Origin of the sequence: Paenibacillus sp. ACRRX, from assembly GCF_022346885.1 — a bacterium.
Classification (GTDB): Bacteria; Bacillota; Bacilli; order Paenibacillales; family Paenibacillaceae; genus Paenibacillus_B.
The window spans coordinates 928723-954806 of record NZ_JAKRNK010000002.1 but is presented as its reverse complement, the minus strand read 5'-3'; the positions used below and the strand labels follow the sequence as shown (position 1 = coordinate 954806).

34 protein-coding genes and 1 pseudogene are annotated in these 26084 nt (G+C 47.3%); 34 read left to right on the top strand and 1 reads right to left on the bottom strand.

Annotated features, from left to right (window positions below; genetic code table 11):
• Positions 1 to 8 precede the first annotated feature (8 nt).
• The 4 genes from MH117_RS09935 to MH117_RS09920 all read left to right on the top strand — a co-directional run bounded on the left by MH117_RS09935 (position 9) and on the right by MH117_RS09920 (position 3887).
• Entirely contained in the window at positions 9 to 770 is a 762-nt protein-coding gene (locus tag MH117_RS09935) for an ATP-binding protein (RefSeq protein ID WP_239328489.1), read from the top strand.
• Between the two features lie 207 nt (positions 771 to 977).
• Complete coding sequence (locus MH117_RS09930) at positions 978 to 2327, top strand: AAA family ATPase (RefSeq protein WP_239328488.1); 1350 nt, start codon at positions 978 to 980, stop codon at positions 2325 to 2327.
• A gap of 80 nt (positions 2328 to 2407) precedes the next feature.
• On the top strand, positions 2408 to 2932 hold the full coding sequence (locus tag MH117_RS09925) for a hypothetical protein (protein WP_239328487.1): 525 nt from the start codon (positions 2408 to 2410) through the stop codon (positions 2930 to 2932).
• 1 nt (position 2933) lies between these two features.
• Complete coding sequence (locus tag MH117_RS09920) at positions 2934 to 3887, top strand: toprim domain-containing protein (protein WP_239328486.1); 954 nt, start codon at positions 2934 to 2936, stop codon at positions 3885 to 3887.
• Between the two features lie 76 nt (positions 3888 to 3963).
• Here the strand turns inward: MH117_RS09920 and MH117_RS26815 are convergent, their stop codons facing one another.
• Positions 3964 to 4194, bottom strand: coding sequence for a helix-turn-helix domain-containing protein (locus MH117_RS26815; protein WP_481857253.1), 231 nt, complete (start codon positions 4192 to 4194; stop codon positions 3964 to 3966).
• 140 nt (positions 4195 to 4334) lie between these two features.
• Between MH117_RS26815 and MH117_RS09915 the strand changes: the two genes are divergently transcribed.
• From MH117_RS09915 to MH117_RS09770, 30 genes and pseudogenes are all read left to right on the top strand, one after another.
• On the top strand, positions 4335 to 4949 hold the full coding sequence (locus MH117_RS09915; protein WP_239328485.1) for a sigma factor: 615 nt from the start codon (positions 4335 to 4337) through the stop codon (positions 4947 to 4949).
• 332 nt (positions 4950 to 5281) lie between these two features.
• The gene (locus tag MH117_RS09910) at positions 5282 to 5431 is read left to right on the top strand and encodes a hypothetical protein (protein ID WP_239328484.1); all 150 of its coding nucleotides are present in this window, start codon (positions 5282 to 5284) and stop codon (positions 5429 to 5431) included.
• A 15-nt stretch (positions 5432 to 5446) separates the two neighbouring features.
• The gene (locus MH117_RS09905) at positions 5447 to 5974 is read left to right on the top strand and encodes a hypothetical protein (RefSeq protein ID WP_239328483.1); all 528 of its coding nucleotides are present in this window, start codon (positions 5447 to 5449) and stop codon (positions 5972 to 5974) included.
• Between the two features lie 198 nt (positions 5975 to 6172).
• A complete protein-coding gene (locus MH117_RS09900) occupies positions 6173 to 6949 on the top strand; it encodes a single-stranded DNA-binding protein (RefSeq protein WP_239328482.1) in 777 nt (258 codons plus the stop codon).
• A 21-nt stretch (positions 6950 to 6970) separates the two neighbouring features.
• Entirely contained in the window at positions 6971 to 7129 is a 159-nt protein-coding gene (locus MH117_RS09895) for a hypothetical protein (protein WP_239328481.1), read from the top strand.
• Positions 7122 to 7508, top strand: a complete 387-nt coding sequence (locus MH117_RS09890; protein ID WP_239328480.1) for a group I intron-associated PD-(D/E)XK endonuclease — start codon at positions 7122 to 7124, stop codon at positions 7506 to 7508. Before MH117_RS09895 ends, MH117_RS09890 begins: the two co-directional genes overlap by 8 nt.
• 27 nt (positions 7509 to 7535) lie before the next feature.
• A complete protein-coding gene (locus tag MH117_RS09885) occupies positions 7536 to 9236 on the top strand; it encodes a hypothetical protein (protein WP_239328478.1) in 1701 nt (566 codons plus the stop codon).
• A gap of 15 nt (positions 9237 to 9251) precedes the next feature.
• The gene (locus MH117_RS09880; RefSeq protein WP_239328477.1) at positions 9252 to 12071 is read left to right on the top strand and encodes a DNA polymerase; all 2820 of its coding nucleotides are present in this window, start codon (positions 9252 to 9254) and stop codon (positions 12069 to 12071) included.
• Entirely contained in the window at positions 12072 to 12335 is a 264-nt protein-coding gene (locus MH117_RS09875; RefSeq protein ID WP_239328476.1) for a hypothetical protein, read from the top strand.
• Positions 12335 to 12907 carry a 3'-5' exonuclease gene (locus MH117_RS09870; protein ID WP_239328475.1) on the top strand — a complete coding sequence of 191 codons (573 nt, stop codon included), beginning with the start codon at positions 12335 to 12337 and terminating at the stop codon, positions 12905 to 12907. Before MH117_RS09875 ends, MH117_RS09870 begins: the two co-directional genes overlap by 1 nt.
• On the top strand, positions 12907 to 13242 hold the full coding sequence (locus MH117_RS09865) for a hypothetical protein (protein WP_239328474.1): 336 nt from the start codon (positions 12907 to 12909) through the stop codon (positions 13240 to 13242). Before MH117_RS09870 ends, MH117_RS09865 begins: the two co-directional genes overlap by 1 nt.
• Before the next feature lie 20 nt (positions 13243 to 13262).
• Positions 13263 to 14303, top strand: coding sequence for a hypothetical protein (locus MH117_RS09860; protein WP_239328473.1), 1041 nt, complete (start codon positions 13263 to 13265; stop codon positions 14301 to 14303).
• Positions 14304 to 14690, top strand: a complete 387-nt coding sequence (locus tag MH117_RS09855) for a hypothetical protein (protein WP_239328472.1) — start codon at positions 14304 to 14306, stop codon at positions 14688 to 14690.
• Positions 14690 to 14998 carry an ImmA/IrrE family metallo-endopeptidase gene (locus tag MH117_RS09850; protein WP_239328471.1) on the top strand — a complete coding sequence of 103 codons (309 nt, stop codon included), beginning with the start codon at positions 14690 to 14692 and terminating at the stop codon, positions 14996 to 14998. Before MH117_RS09855 ends, MH117_RS09850 begins: the two co-directional genes overlap by 1 nt.
• A complete protein-coding gene (locus MH117_RS09845) occupies positions 14998 to 15219 on the top strand; it encodes a hypothetical protein (RefSeq protein WP_239328470.1) in 222 nt (73 codons plus the stop codon). The genes MH117_RS09850 and MH117_RS09845 overlap by 1 nt, the downstream gene beginning before the upstream one ends.
• Entirely contained in the window at positions 15216 to 15722 is a 507-nt protein-coding gene (locus MH117_RS09840; protein ID WP_239328469.1) for a crossover junction endodeoxyribonuclease RuvC, read from the top strand. The genes MH117_RS09845 and MH117_RS09840 overlap by 4 nt, the downstream gene beginning before the upstream one ends.
• Positions 15723 to 15950: 228 nt before the next feature.
• A complete protein-coding gene (nrdJ, locus tag MH117_RS09835) occupies positions 15951 to 18161 on the top strand; it encodes a ribonucleoside-triphosphate reductase, adenosylcobalamin-dependent (protein ID WP_239328712.1) in 2211 nt (736 codons plus the stop codon).
• Positions 18162 to 18179: 18 nt separating this feature from the next.
• The gene (locus MH117_RS09830) at positions 18180 to 18359 is read left to right on the top strand and encodes a hypothetical protein (protein WP_239328467.1); all 180 of its coding nucleotides are present in this window, start codon (positions 18180 to 18182) and stop codon (positions 18357 to 18359) included.
• A complete protein-coding gene (locus tag MH117_RS09825; protein WP_239328466.1) occupies positions 18346 to 18678 on the top strand; it encodes a hypothetical protein in 333 nt (110 codons plus the stop codon). Before MH117_RS09830 ends, MH117_RS09825 begins: the two co-directional genes overlap by 14 nt.
• A gap of 58 nt (positions 18679 to 18736) precedes the next feature.
• Positions 18737 to 19270 (top strand): annotated as a pseudogene (dut, locus tag MH117_RS09820) (dUTP diphosphatase); the annotation flags it as partial.
• Between the two features lie 177 nt (positions 19271 to 19447).
• Positions 19448 to 19750 carry a hypothetical protein gene (locus MH117_RS09815; protein WP_239328465.1) on the top strand — a complete coding sequence of 101 codons (303 nt, stop codon included), beginning with the start codon at positions 19448 to 19450 and terminating at the stop codon, positions 19748 to 19750.
• Positions 19751 to 19832: 82 nt separating this feature from the next.
• Positions 19833 to 20237 (top strand): 3D domain-containing protein, encoded by a 405-nt coding sequence (locus MH117_RS09810; RefSeq protein ID WP_239328464.1) that lies wholly within the window; start codon positions 19833 to 19835, stop codon positions 20235 to 20237.
• The gene (locus tag MH117_RS09805) at positions 20234 to 21775 is read left to right on the top strand and encodes a hypothetical protein (RefSeq protein ID WP_239328463.1); all 1542 of its coding nucleotides are present in this window, start codon (positions 20234 to 20236) and stop codon (positions 21773 to 21775) included. The genes MH117_RS09810 and MH117_RS09805 overlap by 4 nt, the downstream gene beginning before the upstream one ends.
• Positions 21772 to 22338, top strand: coding sequence for an HNH endonuclease (locus tag MH117_RS09800; RefSeq protein ID WP_239328462.1), 567 nt, complete (start codon positions 21772 to 21774; stop codon positions 22336 to 22338). Before MH117_RS09805 ends, MH117_RS09800 begins: the two co-directional genes overlap by 4 nt.
• A 104-nt stretch (positions 22339 to 22442) precedes the next feature.
• Positions 22443 to 22910 carry a nucleoside/nucleotide kinase family protein gene (locus MH117_RS09795; RefSeq protein ID WP_239328461.1) on the top strand — a complete coding sequence of 156 codons (468 nt, stop codon included), beginning with the start codon at positions 22443 to 22445 and terminating at the stop codon, positions 22908 to 22910.
• Positions 22894 to 23070: a hypothetical protein gene (locus MH117_RS09790; protein WP_239328460.1), complete on the top strand. Its 177-nt coding sequence runs from the start codon at positions 22894 to 22896 to the stop codon at positions 23068 to 23070. The genes MH117_RS09795 and MH117_RS09790 overlap by 17 nt, the downstream gene beginning before the upstream one ends.
• Positions 23070 to 23459, top strand: coding sequence for an RNA polymerase subunit sigma (locus MH117_RS09785; protein ID WP_239328459.1), 390 nt, complete (start codon positions 23070 to 23072; stop codon positions 23457 to 23459). The genes MH117_RS09790 and MH117_RS09785 overlap by 1 nt, the downstream gene beginning before the upstream one ends.
• 97 nt (positions 23460 to 23556) lie before the next feature.
• A complete protein-coding gene (locus MH117_RS09780; RefSeq protein ID WP_239328458.1) occupies positions 23557 to 24876 on the top strand; it encodes a DNA cytosine methyltransferase in 1320 nt (439 codons plus the stop codon).
• A complete protein-coding gene (locus tag MH117_RS09775) occupies positions 24873 to 25451 on the top strand; it encodes a hypothetical protein (RefSeq protein WP_239328456.1) in 579 nt (192 codons plus the stop codon). The genes MH117_RS09780 and MH117_RS09775 overlap by 4 nt, the downstream gene beginning before the upstream one ends.
• Complete coding sequence (locus MH117_RS09770; protein ID WP_239328455.1) at positions 25442 to 26005, top strand: GIY-YIG nuclease family protein; 564 nt, start codon at positions 25442 to 25444, stop codon at positions 26003 to 26005. The genes MH117_RS09775 and MH117_RS09770 overlap by 10 nt, the downstream gene beginning before the upstream one ends.
• Positions 26006 to 26084 lie beyond the last annotated feature (79 nt).

The following is a 26084-nucleotide window of genomic DNA, read 5'->3' as shown; positions in this document are numbered from 1 at the left end:
GCGGTAGGTTGTCTAACGCATCAAATTGCATTTTAGCACGAGTGTGTAAACTTGCGGGAACCGCGCAATGCACACGACTATGCTCGTCATATATCGCGATGCACGGTTACTCCGGAGACGGCGGCAGAGTCGGAGCTGCAAATGTTCCGGCAGACTATCGAAAGGTCGCGCTAACCAATTCACCAGCTCGTGGAGATCAGCCGGAAGCATATCAGATAGCCGATGCATACGCGGCAACGTTTGCTCGACAGTTCGATCCGGATGCCGAGCGAATTAAATCGCTATATCTATTTAGCCGTGAACCTGGAACGGGGAAGACAACGACGGCAATCGCTCTTCTCAATGAGTGGCTCACGATACACTACATCGGATCTTTGCAACGGGATAAGCAGCCGCTGCAACGACCGGCATATTTCTTCGACGTTAACGAGTGGCAAGAGCTTTACAATCAGTTCAATAGACCGCGGGTGCCGAATGATATTGCGGAGCTTGCGTCGCGCGAATACTACCGTCGAATGGAACACGCTCGGTTGACGCCCTTCGTTGTGATGGACGATATTGGTGTGCGGGAATGCTCCGAAGGATTTCGTGGTGATTTACATGCGATCATCAACCATCGGGTAACTAACGGACTGGTTACAGTGTATACAAGTAACGTAACAATAGAGGATTTACAAAGTGTGTTTGATCGGAGACTCGCGGATCGGATTCGCGACATGTGTGGGGTGGTACAGTTTAAAGGCGAGAGCAAAAGAGGCTTACGAAGATAGTGTCACATAATGTTCACTTTTCAAAAAAAGTCGAAATATTTCCTTCTTATGATGCAAAATTTCCACTTGGAGTAACTTTAATTCCACTTAGATGAGATTTTTTTCTCAATATATTGTACTTGAGTTGTTTTTGAATTCAACATGTTGTGTTTTGTGATTGACTAGTACAAACGTGGCATGCTAATCTTACTTGCGAGGAGGAACAATGTGGCAAATTACGGAGAGCAGTTTCTTTCAAAGATAGTTGACAATAACGACACACAAGCGTTTATCCGATATGGAATCGAAGACTCCGACTTTCCAACGGAGGCCGAACGCAAGGCGTCACGTTTTGTCCGATCATACGCCGAACAGAACGGTGGACAGGCCCCATCATATGCAACATTTGTTGCGGAGAATCCGGACATCACGTACATACCGGATGTGAGCGATTCTTTCGACTATATGGCGCGTCAGATAAAGTCGTTATCAGCGAAGATTCAAGTCAAAAGAGTCATCGAGACAGAAGCTCAGGAAGCGTTTACAAAATTGTCAGGTGAAGAGTTCCTTATTTGGTTGCGCGAACGAACAGACGGTATTATAATGAGAACATCCGTTCGCAATAAAATAGGAACAGACGTAAAGAAAGACATCGATGTCTTCTTGCGCGAATACCAAAACCGTAAGGACGGAAAGTCATTCCGTGTGTGGTTATCTAAGTTTCCGACCATCAACCGTGTGATCGGCGGTTACCTTGGCGGAAACATGTATACGTGGTATGGACGTTCCGGTCGCGGTAAATCCGTATTCACGATGGAGGAAGCGTTGGAAGCCGCGGTACAAGGCGCGAATGTTCTCATTTGGTCAATGGAGATGCCTAAGTTTCAGTGGATGGCTCGCGCATATTCTTCACTATCTGCTCGCGACAACATTGTTCAAGCTGAGGTTAACGGACAGGTATTCGCAGCAGGCTTCGAAAATACAGCGATGCTTCGAGGCAAACTTCCGGAAGAGTTCGAGGAGGGACTCCATTCGTTCCTCGTAGGACTTAATGAATCACTTGCGGGAACGATAACACTTCGCGCGGTTGATGACAAAGACTTCGACGATCGTTCGCTTAGGGCACTAGAGGCTGACATCATTGCGACTAAGGCGGATGTTGTCATAATTGACCCATTTTACTATCTTGATTATGAACGTAACACTTCAAAGACTACTGGCGGAGACGCGGCAGCAACCTCGATGAAGATACGCCGGCTAACGGGGAAATACGGAGTAGTTACCCACGCCATCACTCAAGCCGATGAGATAAAGGACGATAGGGACGAAGAAGGCAACCGAGAGTTGAATCCGGCCAAACGTGCCGAGATCAAGAAAACTAAGCAGGTGCTTGAGGATGCTGCGGCGGTATTCGGGATCGACTCACTTAACGAGGAAGGTCGCGGGATCATTTCGTTAGGAAAAGGTCGCGATGGCGGCGAGGATACCGAAGTGGAAGTCGTTTATCTTCCGAATTATGGAATTGTTCGCGAAATAACGATCGATACTAATGCTAATAAATTTAAGGTGAGTATTTGATTGACATGATAACTACTAACTATTATACTAAATCTAGATTATCTAATATAATATTAAGATTATATTTTGGAGTGATTCGCTTGAAGAATTATATAACAACACCCGATGAGATTAGAGAGATTGCACTTAATATAATAAAGAGAAATCCACAAGGAGTACGTCAGATTGATCTGATTAATTTGATTTTGGACGATTTTAGGGAGGAGTTAGCCCATCACAAAGATCCCATGGTTGCAGTTAGAAACGCGATCTGGAATCTCGAAGTGAAGTATCCAAATGAAATATCTAAACAAAATGTCGGCGGTAAAAGAGCACTGCTAATACCTAAGAACAGCATTACTCGAGAAAGAGAGGATTTTCATAGTTATAACGATTCAGAATATGTAAATGCAAAATTAGGTATTGAAAGTGCCTGGGCGGTTTTAAACGACTTAGAAATGGCGTTAGGACGTAATTCTTTGAATTTGACAGAGATCGAGATGATAACACCTGAGCAACTCAGTTACCTTAATATGGATGATATCAAGACATTGTTTGAATTACGAGGCATTGTCGAGTCAATCAGGAGGTGCCGAATGACTGTTATAGGAAGGGAAGAGGAATGAAGTGATTAATGTAGAACTAGAACGACACGACTGGATTAGACCTCGTTGGTCTTCGGATAAGTTTACGGCAAGCTCGCCGTTCCGATCCGGAGACTCTAGCGCAAGCTTCTACGTCTGGCTCAAGGATAATCCGCGCTTCAATGCGCGAGCTGGCGATTGGGGCGATAGCGGCGCAGTAGATGCCGAATGGCGACGCGGTGACTTTACTAAGCTCTTGGCGTTCCTGCGCAAGGAAACTTACGAAGAAGCTGCCGAGTACTTACGTTACACATACGCGACAGAGTGGACGAGCGAGGACGAAATATCGTTAAGTCCTCCGAGGTTAGCACTAGATACCGCAAGGAAACCGTTAGACATTCATTTACTCGACCAATACGCATTCCGACACCCATATCTCGAACGGCGCGGGGTCTCCGAGGCTGTTCAACGAGCCTATCGCGTTGGGTATGATCGAGAAAGACAAGCCGTGACTATTCCGTGGTTCTTGCCTAACGGAAACCTAGCGAATATCATGTACCGTTCGGTAAATTCGAAGGTGTTTTGGTTCGCGCTTGGCGCATGGCCGATCCGATCGTTGCTATTCGGTATCGACGTAATCTATCGGCGTAAGGTCAAACGCGCCGCTCTAGTTGAGGCTCCGATAGATGCGTTATATAATGCGAGCTGTGGAATACCTACGTTAGCAACCGGTGGGGCTACGTTTAACGAAGAGAAGCGCGACGTTATCATTCGGAGTGGTATCGAAGAGTTGACGATATTTCACGACAATGACGGCGGTCCAGGCGTCGAGATGAGGCGCGTGGCTACCGAGATGTTACAAACTCATGTGACAGTTCGTCACGTTGAGTATCCAGCAGGTGTGAAAGATCCTACGGAGGTAGGTGATAGATTTACAATTAATGAAATGTATGACAAGGCAACCAAGGCTAGTAAATCTTTTCAACTAGTTTTCTAATTATTAACATGGTAAAGTATGCGTATGCAAAAGTTAACGATAGTGTGAACTGTGCAATAGACGAGGACGGCAATCCTCATCCGCCAACTCTACGTTTAATGACGCGCACACTATAAAAATCATTGACGGAACAATTTAGCACGGATGCGTATAAAAGAGCATTTTTCATGCTCATAGTTCGCTCCAAGCTATTATACATACTTAGTTGAGACTTCTTGGTTCCAACGATTTCCGCGAATTGTTGCGGAGTGTAGCCGCGTTCATAAATTTTATCGTAGAGGTGACATCGTTCAATCACGATGTCCATACGCTTACCTCCGATATGATAGACGTATCTATCGTATCAGAAATAAGGCGCGAAAAAAAGTTTAGATAATTATTATCAAGGAATGTGCGAAGATAAAGATTCGTCGTATAAACAAGTATAAGACATAAAGAGGTGGTTAAATGCCAGCAGATTTCAACGATGCATTCCATGCTTTTGAGAGAAGAATCAAGTACTTAAGCGCAAGATACTCTAGAACATCTAGACTCACATACGAAGATTACTATAGTCATCTAAGTGAGTGCCTGTGGAATTGCTTCAAGAAGTTTGATATTAATGCAGGAGCGAAATTTAGCACATATGTGTACAAGTCATTTAATATGAAAATTATCGATTTGTTGAAGAGTAAGGAGAGCAAGCAACTATCAAAGCAAGCATACTTTGACAACATGGTTGACGAGGACTCAAACGCGGCAACGTTTGAAGTTTCGGATGAAGGTGCAGAAGAACATTACAATCAGGTGTTGTACAAAAAGAAAGAACCCGATCAACTTGTGTTAATCGAGTTCCTCCTCCAGTCTCCCCAGACTGATTCTGCAACGACGGCAATCGTTGCAGAGTTTAGAAAGTGCGATGGAAACTACTCAGAAATCGGAAGATCACTGGGAATCCATCACGAGACAGCAAGGCGAAAGTTAATTCGACTATCACGTTCGTACGACCCTTTTAAACATGGTGAAATAATTGACTATTTTCCTAAGGGTGTCGCGATTAGACGAGAGTATCTTTCAGCCTAGAGCGTTAAGCTTAAATAGTCGGTCAGTCAATCGATACATAGCGGCAACCATGCCGATAACTCCGTGACTATCACGCTTAACTATAGGAACGGGAGGGCGATTAAGCATTACGTCCTTCCGAGTCCTAGTACGATATTGTACAATAACTTACCCTTTGAAACAAACCATAAGATGTAAGTTTATTTGAGTGCGTCCAAAAAGTTACTTTATATGTGTAAACTCAGTGTTTACAACACCTAATGTACTACATATGGTTGCCTAAAGTCAACGATTTTAGACCGAATTCATACATTTTCCGTAATTAATATTTACGTTTATGGGAGGTTTTGGGCGTGAAACACGATAATTTACGAGACTTTTACGATAATTATACGGATGATTCCGATTTATATTTCGATACATTTACGCCTCAATACGAAGACAATTCCGAAGATGATCCGCATGCTCATATTAAAGCGATTCGCGGCGTCAAGCTCGCATAACGGGAGGATAACGATATGTCTCAAGCGGTTAAAGTCTCGCATCATGCAAATAAGCGAGCAACCGAACGGTTTGGCGTCAAGCAAGAAGACGCAACGAAATGGATTCGCGATCAATACGCTTCTGCGATCTACGTCGGGGACACAATCGACAGCAGCGGTGCAAAGCGTAAATTATATAGCAATGGATCGGTAATATTCGGAGTGTCTATTGAGGACGGTTGCGTTGTAACAGTTTTTAAACCGACGAGTAAGCACCGCGAAATCAAGTCAAAAGTAACCGAATTTGTAGCGAAGGAAGTACGAAAAATTGATCGCAGGCTGCAAAAATCCGAACGTGTTTCTTCTATTAAAATAGCGGAGCTGCGATTAGAGATAGCAACGTTGGAATTACGCAAAGTTAAGTCGCGAAGCACGTCCGTTATAGCTGCGTGCGATGCGCGAATAGGTGCGATTTGTCAAGAGTTAGGCTTAATCGAAGCTGAGATTAAAGAAGCGGTGAGTGAAAGACACCTCGCACTCAAAACATACGCAGCATATGTATGATGCGGACTTTTGTCCGCGTCGGTTATACGACATTAGCGTTGAAGGTTCGGGATTTCTCGACCGCCCACGTAAAATAGCCCAAGCTTTCAGCTTGCGTACTAGATGATCGCTAGTCAGGTTGTGGGATAGTAAACGTTAGTGTCGTATCACGGACGCGGGAATATCCCGAGTTCTAATAATATAAGCGGAGGTATGCGAATGAGTATTCGTAATGCATTGAAACAACGCGAGGAGCGCCGAGATCAAGCGGCAAATGGCGGAATCAACGGTGGTCTGCCTGAAGGAGTCACGCGTTATGTCCGACTCGGACAAGAGCTGAAAGACGGGAAGACATTCGTTTTACTCGCGGACCCCGACAAGTGGTTCTTCTACTACACGCATGAGGACGGTGATTTTGCGACACATGCGACATACGTTCGCAAGCATACATGCTTACACAGTCCTCACGAAGTGGGCGAAGATTTCGGCAAATACGAGAAGCCTAACAAAACTGCATGTCTCTCGTGTGCAGCAAAGGCCAAGCGTAAGCTTTACTTTATGATTCCCGTGTTTGATCCACAATATAGTGAGTGGCGCGTGTTGGACCTGAAGGAGTACCACGCAAGCAATATTATCGGAGATTACGATAAGTTAGAAAAAGCTGCGCAGAAATTCCAGAAGGGGTACACACTCGTTGGCGATGCGGTCACTATCGGTAAAACGTCCGATGGGAAGTCTTACTCGATGTCATCCGGCGATTTAGACGACGCAGTCATCGAAGCCGCGAAGAAACTCGTAGGCCAGTCGATTGATTACGAAGAACTCGCGAACTTCCGTGAAGTCGATGATATTGCGAAGATTCTCGCGGAAGCAACGCCGGAAGCGAAGTTGGACAAGTCGGTACTTGGCGCAGCAATACCGCCTGTACAAACGAAGGATGACGTGGTTCCAATCGAGCCTCCGATTGACATTTCGGACGCGGATATTCCTTTTTAATTTCGAAAGGGTGGCGAATAAATGCGAGAAATTATCGAAGTAGTTGCGATTCTTGCGCTTGCTGCGACAGGTGGGTTTGTCTTCGCACAAGGCGGAATCTTTCCGGCAATTATTGTATCGGGTGCGGCGTTTGTCTTCGCCGTACCAAAGCTGACTAAAACGGGGGAATCGAATGGCTAGCGAGTCCACGAATATCGGGACTCATTCGGAGCTGCGAGTAATGACGGCATTACTCGCGAATGGGTACGAAGTATCAAAGCCTATCGCGCCGGAAGTGTACGATTTACAAGTGCATGACCCGCGAACAGGCGAGTTTTTCCGAGTACAAGTAAAAACAGCACGGTATCGCGAGCGTGAAAATCGACTCCCTGCGTATGTAGTCGATGCGCGAAAGGGTAACGGAGATCCGTATACCTTGCGAGACGCAGAGTATATCGCAGGCGTAACGCCAGATGCTGTTTACTTAATTCCCAACAAGGGACAAATCGAGTATTGGGCGCAGCCCAGCTTGATTGACGCAAAATGGATGCGGCTAGAAGAGGCATACCAACGCAACTAATAAACCATATCTGGGAGGAATTTATTAATGGCGAAATTAAACGGTGTAGTTTTGACGGCAGCAGTACTTGAATATAACGGAGAGAAATACGAAAACGTACTTGATGGGAAGGCACAAGCAGGCGATATCCTTTACGTTGAGGATTCCAACGGCCGCGACTACGTCACAGAAGGCGCATATTACGTTGTGGACGAGGTCGATGGTGCAGGTGACCCGCAAATCACCGACGATGACGGGGACAGCTTTGATGGATACAACATCGAGTATGCCGTCTACCGAAAAGTAGCTAAGCCTCAGACGGATGTGCCGCAGCAATATCGTGAGGTTAATCGGAAAGCAAATGTTGGTGAACGGATTCGAATCGTTGCAGCTACGATGACATTCGGAAAATATAAGAACGGTGATGAATTTATCGTTAATAGTTCTTCTCGTAACGTTGATGGTTCTATAGATCATATTAAAGTCGAGGACTTCACCACTGCTATATTAGACGAGGAGTACGTTGTTCTCAAATCTATCACGGAGCAACCTGAAGACATTATCGAAGTGGACGGCTTTAAATATCGTAAAGTTGATCGTCAACATAAAATAGGTGACTTCGTACTGATTACCGTAGCAGCGATAGATCTAACAAAGGGTAACGTGTATGAAATCAAACGACTAGACTACGATGGGGACGGTATTTTCTTCGACGACGGGGAAGACGAACGATATTTCTCCCGAAACACCGAGAAGAGACAGCTTGTCGAACTAATCCCGAATGCAGCCGCTGACCTCGAAAAACAGGTCGCTGAATTACAGATGAAGCTTTCCGAAGCCGAGGTGGAGCTTACAAAGGCGCGTGATCCACGAAATCAATTCGCAGTAGGCGATCAAGTTCGCTTAATCAGCGGTGGGCAGAAACATCCGTTATCTGGATACAACAATGGGACTGTTTACACAGTGAGTGACCCGACCTCCGAAGCTCATTCAGGTCATAGAATCCAAATTCAAGGAGGTACAACGCCAAATGGTTACGCACTTCCGACCGAAATCGTAAAGTTAACACAGGAGGAAATTTCACAGGCCAATCGGTTGAAAGTCGGTGAGTTTGCGCGAGTTGTCGGAGGGTTCGGAGATCATTCCGCAGATCGGGACGATGTGGTAAAAATTCTGCTAGATGACGAATCGACACAACCATTTAAATGTGGAGATATTGACGGAAAGGAGCTGACTCGTCCGTGGTTCCATGAATCAGAACTTGTCCGCGCAACTGACGAAGAGGTCGCGGAAGCCAGACGTAAGTTATCCGAAGCAGAACGATTTAAAGTGGGCGAGTATGCGCGCACTCTTGTAGAATCGGACTTGCCAAAAGGATCTATTGTTAAAATCGTACGAGATGATCAGGATAGCAAACCGTTTAAGGGGCAACTGCTCGACGAAAGTGACTTCGATTACTTTACGCAGAATCAGCTTGAGCGTGTGATGCCGGAAGCGTTGGAGTGGGCGAAGCTAGGTCGTAGTGTTGGCGAGTTTAAAGTTGGCGACGTCGTTGAGGTAACGAGAAGTCTTGCTGGACATCCTGTTGGGTCAGTCGGCGTAGTTGCAGAGTGGCCGAGTCACTTCCTTAGTCACTCTCACGGTAATAACACTGCGGTTAAGTTCAATGGCTCCATTAAAGACCACTCAGGTGACGTAAAACTCATCGCACCAGTCGAATCCGTCGTCAATCTCGCGGTGTCTGAGTAATCGGAGGGTCATCCGATGGAGGTTAAACTAACGTTAAATCTGCCGAAGCAATCTGATGCTTCGCGAGAAGCGGTGAAGCAAGCGGTTGCGAAACGCAGCAAGGCGAGGGAAACGGTAGAGGATGCTTTCGAGCGAGTCGGGCAGTTAAAGTTTGGCGAGAAGGAACGAGAGCTTTACGAGTTGGCTAAACATGCGTATTCCTCCGGAACGATAAGCAGGTTATCGGACGGTACGCTTACCAAAAGCGAGGTTCTCGCTATGGGTGCGAAAGTTCAACGGGAAAACGAGAGTGCGGCGCGGCAACGTCGCATCTCGGAAACCCTGCGAACGCGCCCCGAAAATTATCACATTATCACCGATGAGTCGGAACTTCCGCAGATGATTGTTCGTCTGCGGGAGGAAATTCGATTGCAGCAGCAAGACGAATGGTTTCGGGAAGTCTTCGAGCTATTCAATAACACGTTAATTCGTCGGAAGTTATCCGAACGTGGAATCGACATCCCTGCGGCTGTTTCTTTAACGGTGTGGGATACGGAGACATCCGGAGTTGATACACGAATTGACTTAACCGGTGGCTATTCGTTATGGCTTCCGTTGCTTAACGAAGGATATTATGTTGCCTACGGACATTTGACGGGCGAGAAGCAATGCCGCCGTTCGGTAGCACTCGAAGCTATTCGTCAATTCATGGAGAGTCCGCGACAGATCAAATCGTTCCACAATGCGGAATTCGACTTAGCAATGTTCCGGAATGATGGGATCGACGCAAAGGGTGTTCGTTTTGATTCGATGGATGCACAGAACATCCTCAATGATCACGAGGATAGTTACGGATTGAAGCCGCTATTCACACGTTATAAACAAATGATTGGCGGAGCCGCTCTTGAGATGGACGACTTTACATTCGAGGACTTGTTCGACAAAGGCTCTCCGATGGTTTACGAGATCGAAGTTGTCGGCATCTACGCGATTAAGGACGTTCACAAAGGTTGGCTGCTAACAAAGTGGCAAATTGACATGCTACGGAAACGCGACGATCTTCACGTTCCGTATTTTGAGATTCGACAGTATTTAACGGAAGTCAACGTGACTATCGAACGTACAGGATTCGAAATCGACCTCGATGAACTCGCGACACTAGGCGTTGAGTACCGAAAACGACTCGAACAAGCGAGAGTGGATTTGTTCCAGGCGTACAATATTGACGATGCGTTTCTACTCGATATGTCAATGACGATTAAAGGCGATAAGATTCGCGAATGGATCGAGAAGCAGACGCAACGTATCGCGAAGCAATCGGAAATGCTTTCTAAATGTCGTACGGAACTGTCCACCGCAAATCCGACGACGAAGAAATATGCGCAATTAAAGGAGAGAGTCCAACGTTATGAGACGGAAAAGCTTGCGGAACCGAATCCGCAAAATGCTCCGGATTATATTGCGGAATTTAACATCTCATCCAACGATCATATCGCCTATCTGATTTATGACCATCTCGGAATCAAGGACCGGACAAAGGAAATCGTCAAGGACAAAAAGAAGGTACGCGCTGTATCTAACGATGTTCTTCAACGTTATTTTGACGAGGAGGAGTCGTTGAAGCCGCTTGCCGAATACGCAAAATTCGATAAGCTGCTCGGAACATATGTCGATAAGATTCCGTATGCGCTCGACGTTGATGGGCGGTTGCACACGCAGCTCAAAACGGTATCAACTGGACGGTATGGTTCTAGCGGATATTCCGGCAAGCCTAACGAGCTGATGCCGGAAGATGTGCGCGACAGTAACTTCCTCGATACTATGCGCCGGCTGGTCGAGTGTGAGACGAAGGTTCCGAAAGGAACGAACCTTCAAAACATTCCGTCGCGGAACGAAGAAGGTTTGCGAGTACGTCGAACGTTCAAGCCGCGTGAAGGCTCGGTGTTTCTCGGGTCTGACTTGTCCGCGATTGAGCCGCGTATCCAGGCTCATCGAATGGCAGCGGAGTTCGGTGACTATGTCTTCGCGGAGATGTTCCGGAAGAAGCTCGATCCTTATGTCGAATTTGCTTCGATACTATTCGAAGTTTCGAAAGAGGTGTGTTACGAAGCGTATTACAAATCCGTTAAGGGCACACCGAATGCCGTTCCGCCTTATCGGAAGCTTATGAAGCAACTCTTCCTTGCGGAAGGTTACGGTCAGGCATTCGAGCAGTTTTATAAATCCGTCCAGCCCTACGGAGTTTCCGAGGAGCAGGCGCGGAGAGCTTACGCCAAGTTTGACGAGGTACTTCCGGGATTCAAGCGGATGGTCGAGACGACCTTCGAGCATTTGCGGTCACATGGTTGGGTCGCGACTCTATGGGGACAAAAACGGAGATTTCCGGAGTATGTTGCGCAATGGAAACGCCTATGTCAGCTCATGCGGAAGGTCCGCATTAGTGACAAGAACGATCCGGAACTCGGAAAGAAGTCGTCGAAACTCAAATGGGAAGAACGTTCGGAGTTTTGGCAGCTTATCAAGGCGACTGGTCGTGCAGAGAGACAAGCGTTTAACCATACGATACAAGGTTCGGGCGCTAACGTTCTACAGTTATGCATGATCCGAAGCTATTACGAGCTGACGCTTGCTCGCGGATGGGAATTTAACCTGACGTTGCATGACGAGCAAAAGCACAGCGTTCCACTCGACCAGTTAACGGAAGAGGCTATCGCATTATACGACGATATCATGACGAATACGGTTACGTTGGAGACTCCGTTAGAGTGCGACACAGTGATTGAAATTAACTGGATGAGTGAATATGCCGCGGAAGATTGGGATTTTGAGAACGGAAAACCGAAAGGGGATGTGTAAGTGAAATTGATCGAAGCGCGCTGTGTGCGTAAAGAGTACGGATATGAAACCGGAAAAGGTTCCGTCAGAGTTAAGTTAGTGGACGACGTAGGCAACGCGATAAAAAGTGCATCAATATATGCAGGCGAATCAGAGGATGCTACATTCTATCGCGATTTAGACGGAGCGTTTAATATTGCAGACCTCGTTAAAGTTGCGTACGAAGCTGGAAAACGAGGCGAGACATTGGAATACGAGTTTGTGGACGAAAGTGAGGACGATTAATGCTCGAAACGACCGGACTCGATCATGAAACGGATTATATTACGGAGATTGCCGCAATCCGCACCGATGGGATTCGCGAGTATGGTCGGTTTCATACTTTCGTCAGATTACAGCAGGGAGTCGAAATTCCAACGGAAATCACAGAGTTAACCGGAATCACATCGGAAGATTTGACGGGAGCACCGATAGAGTACGATGCGCTCCAGGCACTTAAAGCCTTCACGTATGGGACGACTATTGTTGCGCATTATGCGCCGTTTGACCTTTCGTTCGTTTCCTATGTATTCACACCATTTAATTTCGTATGTACTCGCGCACTATCGAAACTAGTCGAGCCGCCAGAATCTGCGAGTTTGAAAGACGTTTGCGCTCGTCATGGGATCGAACTTAACGGACATCACCGCGCAATGAATGATGCAGAGGCTACCGTAAAAGTATTCGGCAAGCTACGAGAGATTGCGGAGATCAACGGGATAAGCTACCGGAACGTCGTGATCGACTCGGAAGAGCGTCCGTTAAAGTTTACGCCTAAAGGCGCGATAGTCCGGACTATTCGGAAGGAGGCGGTTTAGTGGCGGGAAAGATCAAAGTTCCACGATGTACGAGTTGCGGAAAGGAAAGTGAGTTCGGTTACTGTTACGAATGCCTTTGCCGTTGTGAAATAATCACGCGAGATAAACAGCAGGTGTCTGGAGATTTTACAATTGTCGATTGGTTTACCTCGCGGGCGAGTGCAGGTCTTATAGTCGAGGATACCCAATCAGGCGTTAGATATCAATTATACATGTCAGATGTATTTGCATACTTAGACGGATTGAAACTTGCCGATCTTACATTGGAGGAGACGAAGAAGGGCTCGGCATATGGCTGGAAAGTTATCACAGAGGAGGCGGTCATATCACAGTAAACAATCGATCAGCAGCGCAAATGTTACGAGAACGAACGCAAGCAACCGAATCTGCCGAACTAGGCGAGCGATTAGTAACGGACTTCCTCGCAATGCTGGACGCATGGCACGCAGCTCCCGAAGTGTTCGACGATGAGTTGGATGCGCAGATTCATCGCTGGTATGCGGACATTTTATCGGACCACAGCCGTAAGGTATGGCCACCGCGAAACATGCCGTACTTCTCGCCTTCATCCGCGAATAGTTGCCGACGAGAGCTATATGAGAAGTTACGGAAATCACCGAAGGACAAGCGCGTACAACCGCCGCACCAAGGGCGATGGACACGATTCGGGACTGCGATCGGCGATACGATTCAACGCGATTTACTTTTCATCGAAAAGCATTACGTAAAGGCGCTTGGACGCACACCTCGGTTTACTGTTGAGACAAATTTTCTACGTGAGCCGATGTTCGAAGACTTCGCAAAGAAGTCGCAAGTAATCGAACATAACGGAAAGAAATTCGCGCTCTACGGAACTTGTGATGGCGTTATGCTTTATCGGACGGATGATGGAGAGATTATCCGCGTCGGTCTCGAAATCAAGTCGAAGCAAACGACGGCGGCGAAAACTTCTCACTACTCGATGCGTGCGCCAGACGAGAGTCACGTCAAGCAATGCGTCACATACTCGCTGATGTACGGTGTTGACCACTACATCATCTTGTATGTAAACGCGTCGAAATCAAACTGGAACCTAACAGAGGAGCAATATGCAAAGTCTCCGGATATACGAGCATTCTACGTCAACGTCACTGAACGCGATAAGCAGGCGCTTATGGACGAATTTGTTGACGTAATACAAGCGGTAGAGGACGGCAATCCTCCGCCGGTAAATCCGGAGAAATGGACGTTCAATGGCTTCAAATCGGCAATTGCTCAGTCATTGACGGATGAAGAATTTTCGCAGCTTGAACGTAAGGTTGCGCAAGTCTTACGGTCACAAATGTCGGACGCGAAGAAACGAGATTATGCGCGGTGTCTCGATGATATCGTCAGGATTCGAGGGGAGGCGGTTTAGTTGGGTACGGAAGTAATCGATAAGATTTCGCAGTATGTTGATGCGCTTGCGGCTAGTCTAGGTGTAGCAGCGACGCATGTATACGAAGTAATGATTCGACAGATGGTTGCAGAAGGAATCGTATATGGCGTGCTACTCTCGTTACTATACATCGTCGTTGCAATTGTTGTCTTAAAATTAGCAAAATTGACAGTTGTTAAATGGGAAAGTCTTACCGTGAAAGGTTGGGATTATCCTGTCTTTGTGGGTTGGTTTGTCGGCGGATCTCTATTCACTGCCCTTACTATAACGGTCTTTAGTACTGTTCCAGAAAGTGTAATGAAGTTATGTAATCCAGAATATTTCATAATTCGCGACATTCTTTCGGTGATTAAGGGGGCGGTTTGATGCAGATCAAAGTTGCAGGTACTCATTACGAAGTTGTCCGCGAAAAGTTACTTGGTGCTGCTGAAAATATCTACGGAGACGCTAACTTCACGATTCATCGAATTAGAATCGACGAGTCCATAACGCCAGAACGTGCACAGCAAACGTTGATTCACGAACTACTTCATGCAATCTTCTACGAGGCTGGATATGACGAACAGGACGAGGATGTTATCCGACGCGTTTCAACCGTACTCTATCAAGTCCTTGCAGATAACGACGTACTCTCGCTAATGGAAGAGGTTGCGGAAAAGGCGGTGATCCATTGATGCTTGAGCATCCGGATATCACTAACGTTAATCTGACGGGATATCCGCAGACAGAGGCATACACGCAGGTTATTGTTCAGTGTCCAACGTGCAACAACGTTCATCATGTGACCGAAGTCGTGCTCTGTTATCGATCCGAGCATTACTTTTGTAATCAATCGTGCTTCGTCGAATGGATGTTAAACAACGATGATCTTTCTTGGTCGGAGGTGGGCGATTGATTACCTACCATCTCGGATTAGACACATCGTTGACTAAAAGCGGATGGGCAATCATATCGGTTGCTCACCGCAAAGCTTCACTCGTTGATTACGGACTTATTAAATCCACCGCAAAACTAAGCGATGGCGAACGGCTGCGGCAGATTCACATGGGTATAACCGGAATTATAGCGAAGTACCCGCAAATTGAACGCGTCATTCCACGTGAGGAAGGGATCGTGCGGTTCAACGTTGCGACAAGGCAGGTCTTCAAAAGTCACGGAGTCTCGGAGTTTGCGTTAGCGGATTACAACATCGCGGATATCAATATCCAGACGGTCAAAGCGTGGGCACGTCGAGTCACAGGCTCACCTGGAAGCCGAAAGGACAAAGATATGATCGCAGAAGCTGTGCGGATTTATTTCGGAGATCCGACATTACAATTAAATAAAGGCGGGGACGAAGCCGACGCCATTGCGGTAGTGCTCGTCCATCTTCAACGCGAAGGGTTGATAGCTGCGTGAGCCAACTCGGTAGACTACGGTGGCTAGAGCGGACGCTTGCATGTGAACTGGAACACGTCAGGCATTGCCTAACAATAAGACAAGAAGACGTCGCGAAGCTAGTTGCGGATGAGGCAGATATCCGGCGGCGGTTATCCGAGACAAAAAGCGCAATCGAGGAGGTTTCGTGTGACAGAGCAGCTATTGACCGATGATTTTATCGCAGATTATCCGGAGTTTCCGGAACATATGAATGCTTTAGGAACTTTCGTTTATTATCGGACTTACTCGCGCTGGCTACCGTCAAAAGGCCGGCGCGAGACGTGGAAAGAGACGTGCCGCCGAGCGGTCGAGTACAACGTCCATCTCGGCGTGAAGCATACAGAGAAAATCGGATATCCGGTAGATTTCGAATGGCATCGTAAGGAAGCCGAGATGCTCTTCAATAACATGTTCAACCTGCGGCAATTCTTGTCGGGACGGACGTTGTGGGTTGGCGGTGCGGAGAATGGTGTTGCCGAGCGATATCCTCTATCTAACTTTAATTGTTCGTTTATTAACATCAAATCGTGGTCTGACCTAGGCGATCTCTTCTATTTGTTAATGGTTGGGACGGGCGTTGGATTCAAATGTACTAAGGCGTTCGTGGCAGGACTCGCACCAATTCGAACGAACACAACGTTATTGCATTCCGATTATGAGCCGGTTCCAAAAGAAGCGCGATATGAGCACTCCGTACTCCGAGATATGGATAATGGTTACGCAAAAATTTACGTTGGAGATTCGAAGGAAGGATGGGTCGAGAGCCTGCGAATTTACCTCGATATCCTTACGGAAGCCAAGTGTGAGCATATCCATACTGTAAAAATCTCGTACAACTCGGTTCGACCGAATGGCGAGCGACTGAGCACATTCGGTGGCACTGCGTCTGGTCACGAACCACTACGCGAGATGTTCGAAGGAATCGACAATGTTTTGAAGAATCGGATTGATCGAACGTTAGAACCTCCCGAATATGCTTGGCATGAAGACGGTGGGTATTATGGATATCACCGAGTGCGTCCGATTCACATCCTGGACATCGCGAATCTCATCGGAAATAACGTAGTGGTCGGAGGCGTTCGAAGGACTGCGGAAATTGCGCTGTTCGACGCAGATGATTTCGAGTGTGTCTTTGCAAAGTATGGTATCAACGGCATTTGGAACGAGGAGCAGCACCGCAAGGTAATCGAAAAGACTCGCGCGCTTGGTCTCGAAAAGGAAGCGAAGTTTCTCGAAAGTATTCCGTTGAACAATCCGAATGCTCGTCCATTGCATCACCGTCGAATGTCGAACAACTCCATCGCGTTTGAGTTGAAGCCTTCCCGTGAAATGCTGAACTTGATATTCGAAATGATGCAAGGGGAAGGGGAGCCGGGTTTCGTTAATCTCGAAGAGGCGCGGAGGCGTCGTCCGAATGCTGAAGGATTAAATCCCTGCGCTGAGATACTTCTCGATTCGTATGGTGTCTGTAACCTGACTACCGTTAACATGATGGCATTCGTTAAAGACGGAAGGCTCGACGTAGAATCGTTAGACGAAGCACAACGATTATCCGCCCGTGCCGGTATGCGAATGACTCTCGCAGAATTAGAGATTCCGCACTGGAATGCGGTTCAGCAGCGCGACAGGTTGCTAGGTACTTCGTTGACCGGCGTAAAGGATGCGTTTGCCAGCATAACAAAGCGACATGCAGCGTGGTCTAGCCCGTCCATGGATTATGAAGCTGCGACGTTACAGCATCTAGGGTACATGGCGCGAAAAGAAGCCGACAGTTACGCAAAGGAACTTCGAGTGTCCTCACCGCTTCTCGTAACTACTGTGAAGCCGGAAGGCACGTTGTCGCAAGTAGCCGGTGGAGTTTCGTCTGGTCTGCATTGGTCGCATTCGCCATATTACATCCGACGCATCCGAATAAACGCAGCCGATCCGTTAGCACGCGCAGTAATCGACCTTGGGTGGACGGTAAATCCCGAGGTTGGTACACCAGGTGAGACGAACGAAGAGCGCATGGCAAACGCAAGGACTTATGTAATCGACTTCCCTGTCGCAAGCAGTGCGACGCGAACAAAGGACGATGTTTCGGCTGCGGAACAACTCTACACATACTTCGCGTTCCAACGTCACTACACGGAGCACAACTCGTCAAATACAATCACGGTTCGGCCGCATGAATGGGCGGAAGTCGAGTCGATAGTTCACGAAAAATGGGACGAGTTCACGGCGGTATCATTCCTCGCGTTAGATGGCGGTACATATCAACTAGCGCCATACGAAGCGATTTCCCGCGAACAGTATGAGGCGTTATCCGCGAAGATGAAGCCATTTGATCCTACGATATTGCAACGATTTGAGACGGATGGATTAAGCGATTTAGATGGCGCGGATAGTTGCGAAGGCGGTTACTGTCCAATTCGATAGACAGCGAGGTACCTGCGTATGGCATCAATAATTATGTACGAGATCCTCACGACAATCCGCAAGCATCCGTTTCTTCTAACGGTAGCCGAAATCACTTGGCTGTCGGAGGAAGAAGCGAGAAAGGTTGACGGGATGATTGCTGAAGGATTCCGGCAAGCTGCGATTAAACGAAAGGAGGATGCGCGTGGATATTCTTAATACATTTGGTGGAGATCCAGAAACTGCGCTCTCACTAGGCGGATTTATTAACGGAATGTTTATCGTAGCTGGCGTTGCTATTCTTGCGAGTTCAGCCGAAAGTAAAAACGGCAAAGGCGCATTCCTCGGGTTCCTCATCGTTCTGATAGGACTTCCGATTTTACTTTCGGGCGTAGGCGTGAAGGAAACCGGAGAGTTCACGCCGATACGACATGAGGTAATGCTTCGCGACGGTCAAGTAATCGACGCGACCAAATACGAAATCGTCGAGCAACGTGGGAAGATTTACGTGATTCAAGAACGGGAGGCATCCGAATAGTGTTCGCTATCTTAACGCGCACAATCGAACTATTGCTTTGCGGAAAGGGTGGCGAAGAATGAACGTTGAACACGCGAAAGGTTTACGCGAAATTCCCGTCAAGATCAAGCGGCTACATCCCGACGCAGTCATTCCGAAGTATGCAACGGATCTTGCGGCAGGCTTCGACCTAGTCGCGGTTGAAGACGTGATAATCGCGCCAGGAGAAACGAAGCTCGTTCCGTTAGGATTTGCGGTGGAAATTCCGGAAGGGTTCGAAATGCAGATTCGGCCGCGTTCGGGAGTTACGTGGAAGACGAAGCTTCGCGTAGGGAATTCGCCAGGGACGATTGATGCGGATTTCAGGTCGGAAGTGAAGGTCATCGTTGATAACATCTCCCGTGAAGGATTGAGCTTCAGCGAATGGGTACGTGATATCACCGGAAGTCCTTACGGAATTAGTGGCGAGTATGAAGATGGAACATACATCGTTCGCAAAGGTGATCGTTTAGCTCAAGGCGTAATCGTTCCGGTCTGTCGCGCTGACTTCATCGAAGTTGACGTATTGAGCGAGACGGGACGAGGCGACGGAGGATTCGGATCAACAGGTGTAGGAACGGGAGGCGTAAATGTGTTCGAAAAAATTACGAGGTTCGATGATTCGGACCTTAATGGTAAAACGCTTGAAATGTACTATACAAAGTGTGGCGGGATGGTTCTACTTGCGGGTAGAGACGTAGAGACTGGAGTTATATATGTAATAAGACTCGAAAAGGAGGTACGTGAGTAAATGAGCGATAAAATCGCGTTAGCAAGTCCGGTATATGAAATCATCGATATCAAACGGCGAACAAAAGCCGAGACAATGAGAGATTGGCGCCAAGGCGACCGAATCCGATTCAGCACCGTCATGAAGGCGATGGCTGGCGCATCTGGCGGCGGAGTTTACGCATCCATGTACTGCGCGGCGAACTTGACGCAAGGTACTAGCGTGTATAAATCGCAAACTCAATTATCCTGCTTCTTCGGATTCGGAACGGATTCATATTACGATAAGTACGCGACGTTTACGATTCAGGAAATTAATTCATAGATAACGCCCATTCAACGCAGCCTCATCGGTATTATCTAATAGCACGCCGAAAGGAGGCGGTCATATCATCGTTTATCTCGCGTTGCTGCTAAATCTATTAGCTAACGTAGACGCGACGCACATAGACGCAGATACTAAACCGACTAAGCCCATCGAAAAAGTAACGATTGAATCGAAGCAAGAACCGGAATGGGAAACGTGGACACTCACGGCATACGACGATTCACCCGAAGAAAACGGAGGCTGGACGATCACTGCGAGCGGCGAGGAGTTTCACGACAACTATACGCTTGCATGTCCGCGAGAGCTTCCTTTTGGAACCGAGATTGAAATTGAAGATATCGGAGTTCGCGTCTGTCAAGACGTGGGCGGAGCCATTAAAGGCAAACGGCTCGACGTATTTATCCGAGATGCTGACGAGATGCGGCGTTTCGGGAGGCAAGAGCGGAAAATCCGGATATTAAACGAAAAGGGGACGGTTGAATGACGAAGATCGACGGACGTAAGGCGGAGATTATCAACGCAGGTAATTGGTACAACACATACGCGGGTTTCGCAGTAAGACACGGATATCCGGACGCGGCCTACAACGTTTATGATCAAGGCAAAGACCTTCGGAAGGAACCGAAGAATGGAGATTATGTAACGTTGTTGGTTAGCGGAGAGCATGAGAGTAGTGGAGTTACACTTTGGATCGTTGAAGCTTCGAATGGTGAGCGACACATTATCGGTGAAAAGGGGCTGCGTATATTGGACGATGTTATCGGAAATGTAACGGTACTGAAGGATGAACTCGGATTACAACGTGAGTATCGCGAGGTTAAACGGAAGGCTGAAGTTGGTGAACGGATAAAAACAACTGATAAGAGTTTGATATATGACTACTCAGATCGTGATGTTCTTACAATTACGGATAGTGATCGATGGAATGACGGTATTGGTGTTAGTGCTGGTCAAGCAGCGTTATTCCATAGTGAATACGTGGTCCTCGAACCGACCGACATTGTCCGAATCAAGGACGAGCGCTTCTGCGCGGTCAAACGTCAGGCAGACGTGGGTGAGCGCGTGGTTGTTGTTAATGAAGGCAGAGAGTCGAGCGGAGGTCGTTACTACTGTAAGGGAGACTTTGGTAATATGACTGGTTTCGGAATTTCCAATGGTAATATTCGTGTGGAGTTCGAAGATAGCGCTAGTACTTGTGGGAACGGTAATCGAGCGGTTTCTCCTGATGATTACGTCGTACTCGAGCCGTTAGCTAAAGCATCTTCCACCGAGCAATCGTCGCAACCTACCGAACAGCAAGCGCAGATTGACGGCCTGACCGAAACGGTTGCGAATCTAGCTCGAAGACTATCGAAGGCTGAGACGCAGCTTCGTGTAGCTCGCGAGGACATCATTTTGATCGAGGAAGGTGTGAGCGAGGATATCCGCAAGTTGGAGGAGATAGTTGCGGAGTTGGAACACATACAGGTTCCGAAAGAAGTCTGCGAGCCTGTCATAAGCAAACCGCTAACTCGCGATGGGATTATCGAGCAGGCGAAGGCGGACGTTGCGGAGTTGATTCGAATAGGTGACGCTTTGGAAGCCAGACTGCCGTGGCAAACGCCGTTTTATTCGAAACTCTATTGCGTAGAGTTTGCGGTGAACAGGAAGAAACGAACGGTAGTTGCGTTGATTCGTTATGGATTTGGCGATAAAGTTACGATTCAATCCCGTGGGATCGCAAAGGCCGCACCAGACGATTGCTTCAACGTTTATATCGGACAAGCGATTGCCCTTCGTCGCGCTCTCGGATTGGATTTTCCGCAGGAATACGTGAATGCTCCGCAGCCGACGGAGGTTCGAGTTGGAGATGTTGTGAAGTATTGGGATAATCGCGTTTCCGAAGTGGTACAAGAACGTACACCTCAGCAGGGATCTGCATGTACAGGCGTTGATTTTGCAAACAGGCGTTTTGAAGACGAGTGCGTAGAAATTCTCGACGACTCCCGCGATGGTCGTTACGGGGAGGTGTATAGCGTTTGAAGAATGAGTACCACATCGACGGAGATGTTATCAAAATATTTGTTAAATTACGAGATGATGTATTTGTAACAATCGTCGATCGTGATAGTTTTGACGTCGTAAACAGCTTTCGTGGATCGTGGTATGCATTTAAAAATAGGCACAATCTTTATGTGGCAATGTGTCTTCGAGAGAAAGGGAAAAACGTTTATCACTATTTACATCGGGTAGTTAATGACTGTCCTCCTGATTTGGTAGTCGATCACATAAACGGTAACACTTTTGATAACAGAAAAAGTAATCTGAGAAATGTGACCGTAGGCGAGAACACTAAAAATAGAAACGGACCTAATCGCGATAATAAATCCACAGGTGTGTTGGGCGTGTATTACAGGAAGGAGATTGATAAGTTTAGGGCAATCATCGGGTACGGGGATAGACTTATACATTTAGGACATTTTCCCACAATCAATGAAGCCATAGCCGCGAGAAAAGAAGCAGAAAGAATCTATCAACCATTTTCAAAGAGAATCAGAAATAGAGGGTATGTTAAGCAGGTATCTTCTAAAAGTCAAGGAGGCTGAAAATGAACATTGCTATCTGCGGTAAGCTTCGATCTGGTAAGGATTCTGTTGGAGAATATCTTTGCGAGAACTACGGTTACTCACAGTTCGCTTTCGGCGACGAGTTGAGGCGATACGCAAACGAACTGTTCGGGATTCATGGCGGCGGCAAACGCCGTGAACTCTATCAATGGTTTGGTCAGGCGATGAGAGAGCGCGATCCTGACATTTGGGTTCGAAAGTGCTTCGATTCTATCGAGACATACCGATCTTTTTCTGCCGCGGACTACTACATGTACGGAGAGAAGACGGAACGTGCCGTCATCTCCGACCTTCGTCAACCCAGCGAATATGACCGATGTCGCACAGAAGGCTTCGTCATCATCCGCGTAACAGCTCCGGATGGCATCCGTATTCAACGCGCGATAGAGTCAGGTGACAAGTTCGATTATGCTGATCTCGTTCACGAGACGGAAAGCCACGTTGACTCATTCGTAGTTGATTACGAGATTATCAACGACGGGACTCTCGACCAACTACACTCGCAGATTGATTCGTTTATGGAGGCGGTTGGTTTTGAGCGAATCGGATAAACAAGCGTTAATATCCGCGATGGAAGCCGGATTTAGGATCGGCTTCCGCGTTGGTTACGTAAAAGGACGCAATGATTCCGCGATGGAACGTCGGTTTGATTCGGCGCCTCCGGATGGGTATCTCGCGGAATTGCTGTTAACTACGGAGGAGGCGATTTAATGGGCACGGTCAAAGTTGATATTGCGGAAGATTCCCGTAAGTACATGCAAACCTACGCATTAAATACGGCAAAAGGCGTTGAGAAGCTGCTTCGCGACCGGCACAAGATTGCCGCACGGAGATTCGGCGGAGATTACGCTGCTTGCGACATTATCCTTGATCTTAACGATGCGATAGATAACGCAAAGTTGTCGAGGCGGCAAGCGGAGTCCGTTACGTACCTGTACGGCTGTGACATGACGCAAACCGACGCAGCCGCAGAGATGGACGTGACGCAGCAAGCGGTGGCGAAGTTCAGCGCAGAGGCATGCCGGAAGATTGCGAGAGTGTTCCGCGATTGGGATTACGGGGAAGTTGCGGTGGAGATGACGGAGGAAGGCGAGGAGTAATAAGCGTGATAAGCAGGCGTTTATTACTGTTCCTAACATCGTAGTCTGTTCGCGGCAACGGACAGGCTTCAGAAAATATACGAGTGGAGGCGGTTTGTTGAGAGAGTTGATCGTAGATAACTTCGCAGGTGGCGGCGGTGCAAGCGAAGGAATCGAAATAGCTACGAGACGCAACATCGACATAGCAGTTAACCACGATCCAGCAGCAATCGTTATGCATAAAGCGAATCATCCAGATTCTGAGCACTACTGCGAGTCGGTATGGGACATAAATCCGATTCAAGCAACACGCAACCGTCCTGTTGGTATAGCGTGGTTTAGCCCAGACTGCACGCATCACAGCAAAGCGCGTGGTGGAAAACCACGCGAAAAAAGCATTAGAGGACTAGCGTGGGTTGTTGTGAGGTGGGCAATTACTGTACGCCCTCGATGTATCTACCTTGAGAATGTAGAAGAGTTTAAGGACTGGGGGCCGTTGTTAGATAACGGAACTCCGGATGAGTCGCAAAAGGGTGTGACGTTTAAGTCTTTCGTCAAATCATTACAATCGTTAGGTTACGCGGTTGAATGGCGTGAGCTACGCGCATGTGATTACGGAGCGCCAACGTCCCGCAAACGACTATTCCTTATTGCGCGATGCGATGGCTTACCGATAGTCTGGCCGGAAGTGACTCATGGAATAGATACTCCTTTTCGGAGTGCTGCGGAGATTATCGACTGGTCTATCCCTTGTCAATCTATTTTCTCGCGTAAAAGAGAGCTTGTCGATAAGACCAAGAGAAGAATAGCTCGCGGTATAGTTAAATTTCTAATCGAAGAGGATAATCCGTACATCTTATCGGAGGAACAAGTACGTGCCACAAACTGGTTAAGCGATCCCCCTTCCGACCAATCGGATATATTTGGAGGTTATATATCGAGTTATTACGGTGAGACATCTTCGACGGAAGTGAGAGGTAGTGAATTAGATAGTCCACTCCACACGATAACAGCCGGCGGTAATCGTTTTGCGCTTGTAACCACTCGATTATCAAAGGACTTTTCGAAGGAACAGTCGCATCGAGTGTCCGCATTCTTGACGACATACTACGGAGCAAGCACGGGACAGGACCTCCGTAGTCCAATTAATACTATAGTGACGAAAGATAGATTCGGGCTTGTCGTAGTAAAAGGGACGCCATACCACATCACGGACATAAGCATGCGAATGTTATCTCCCCGCGAGTTGTACAGAGGGCAAGGGTTTCCTGATGACTATATAATCGACCCTATCTTTAATGGAAAGCCACTTCCTAAGTCTGAACAAGTTGCGAAATGCGGCAATTCAGTTTCGCCTTTGATGGCTGCGGCGATTATTCGAGCTAATCAACCTGAGATGTGTAACAACAGCAATTATAGACTGGAGGCGGTTGTTTGAAGACATTCCGAGGGGATTCCGATTATAAGGGAACATTTGAACGTGCGGCAACGTGTTTGATTGACGCAAAGATCGAGGACAGAGACGAGCGTATGACGGCGGTGCAGGCGTTGATTGACGAGTATATAACGCAAATAGGCGAGAAACCTGACGGAACCATTCTCGAGCAGTTGACAGACTATATATTGCGCGAGGAGTTGACGGACGACAATCCGCACAAGGTTACGCATAATGAGTATCCGTTTTTAAGTCGAATGCAACTAGAGCGCAGACAATTTGGACAACGCGGCTCACAGGATTCGAATATTGGCGGGGAATCCTCGCTAGATTCGTTTCATACGTACGATGCTGACGGTAGAAACCACAGATATCCTGCGCGAAGAAAGCTTACTGAGCACGAGCAGTTATTCGTAGATCAGTACACAAAGATACGGAATAAGGCACGCGCAGAACAATACAAACTCGACACATCTCCTGGAGCTGTGCTTGCGTACAATCTCTACGATACTGGCGGTGAATTGACGCAGGAGTTCGTCGCCTGTTGGAAAGCAAGTGAGGTGTTATCGTGGGTATAGTTATATCACTACCTGACAATCACATCGAACTGTCGCCAATAGATATCCGCAAAAAGAAATACCTTTTCGATAGTTGTGACACAGGAATATACGTTATTTATGACATGGAAGGGCTGGTCATGTACGTAGGCAAATCAAAACACTTACGAAACAGACTGCTCGCACATCTCCGCGGCAGAGACGTCACAAATGGACATGCTGACAAAATTGTGAAGGTTAGAGTTTACTTCGTCGAGGACAGACTAGAGCGAGAATTATACGAGACATACGCAATCAACACGCTAAAGCCGTGGTTAAATTCTGCTAAAGTTTATCATGACGAAGCTCTAGTTCACATCGAAGAAGAAATCGCGGAAACAGAATTAGTCATTAGAGATTTAGAGGAAGAGCGCGCCATGATTATCGGAGATGATTATACAAAAGACGGTGAATACGGTCATTTTGATAATTCTCAGGTGTACTTGTATTCAGAAGAAACTAGAAAATTAGCAGAACTAGAAAGCGAAATAAAAGAGAATAAAACTAAACTTACTAGACTAAAAGCTGTTTCATGAGGTTGTAATTGTGCTTATCTCATGACTATAAAGGTGAATCTTTGTGACCTGATCGGACGCTCTCCGGTTGGGTCTTTTT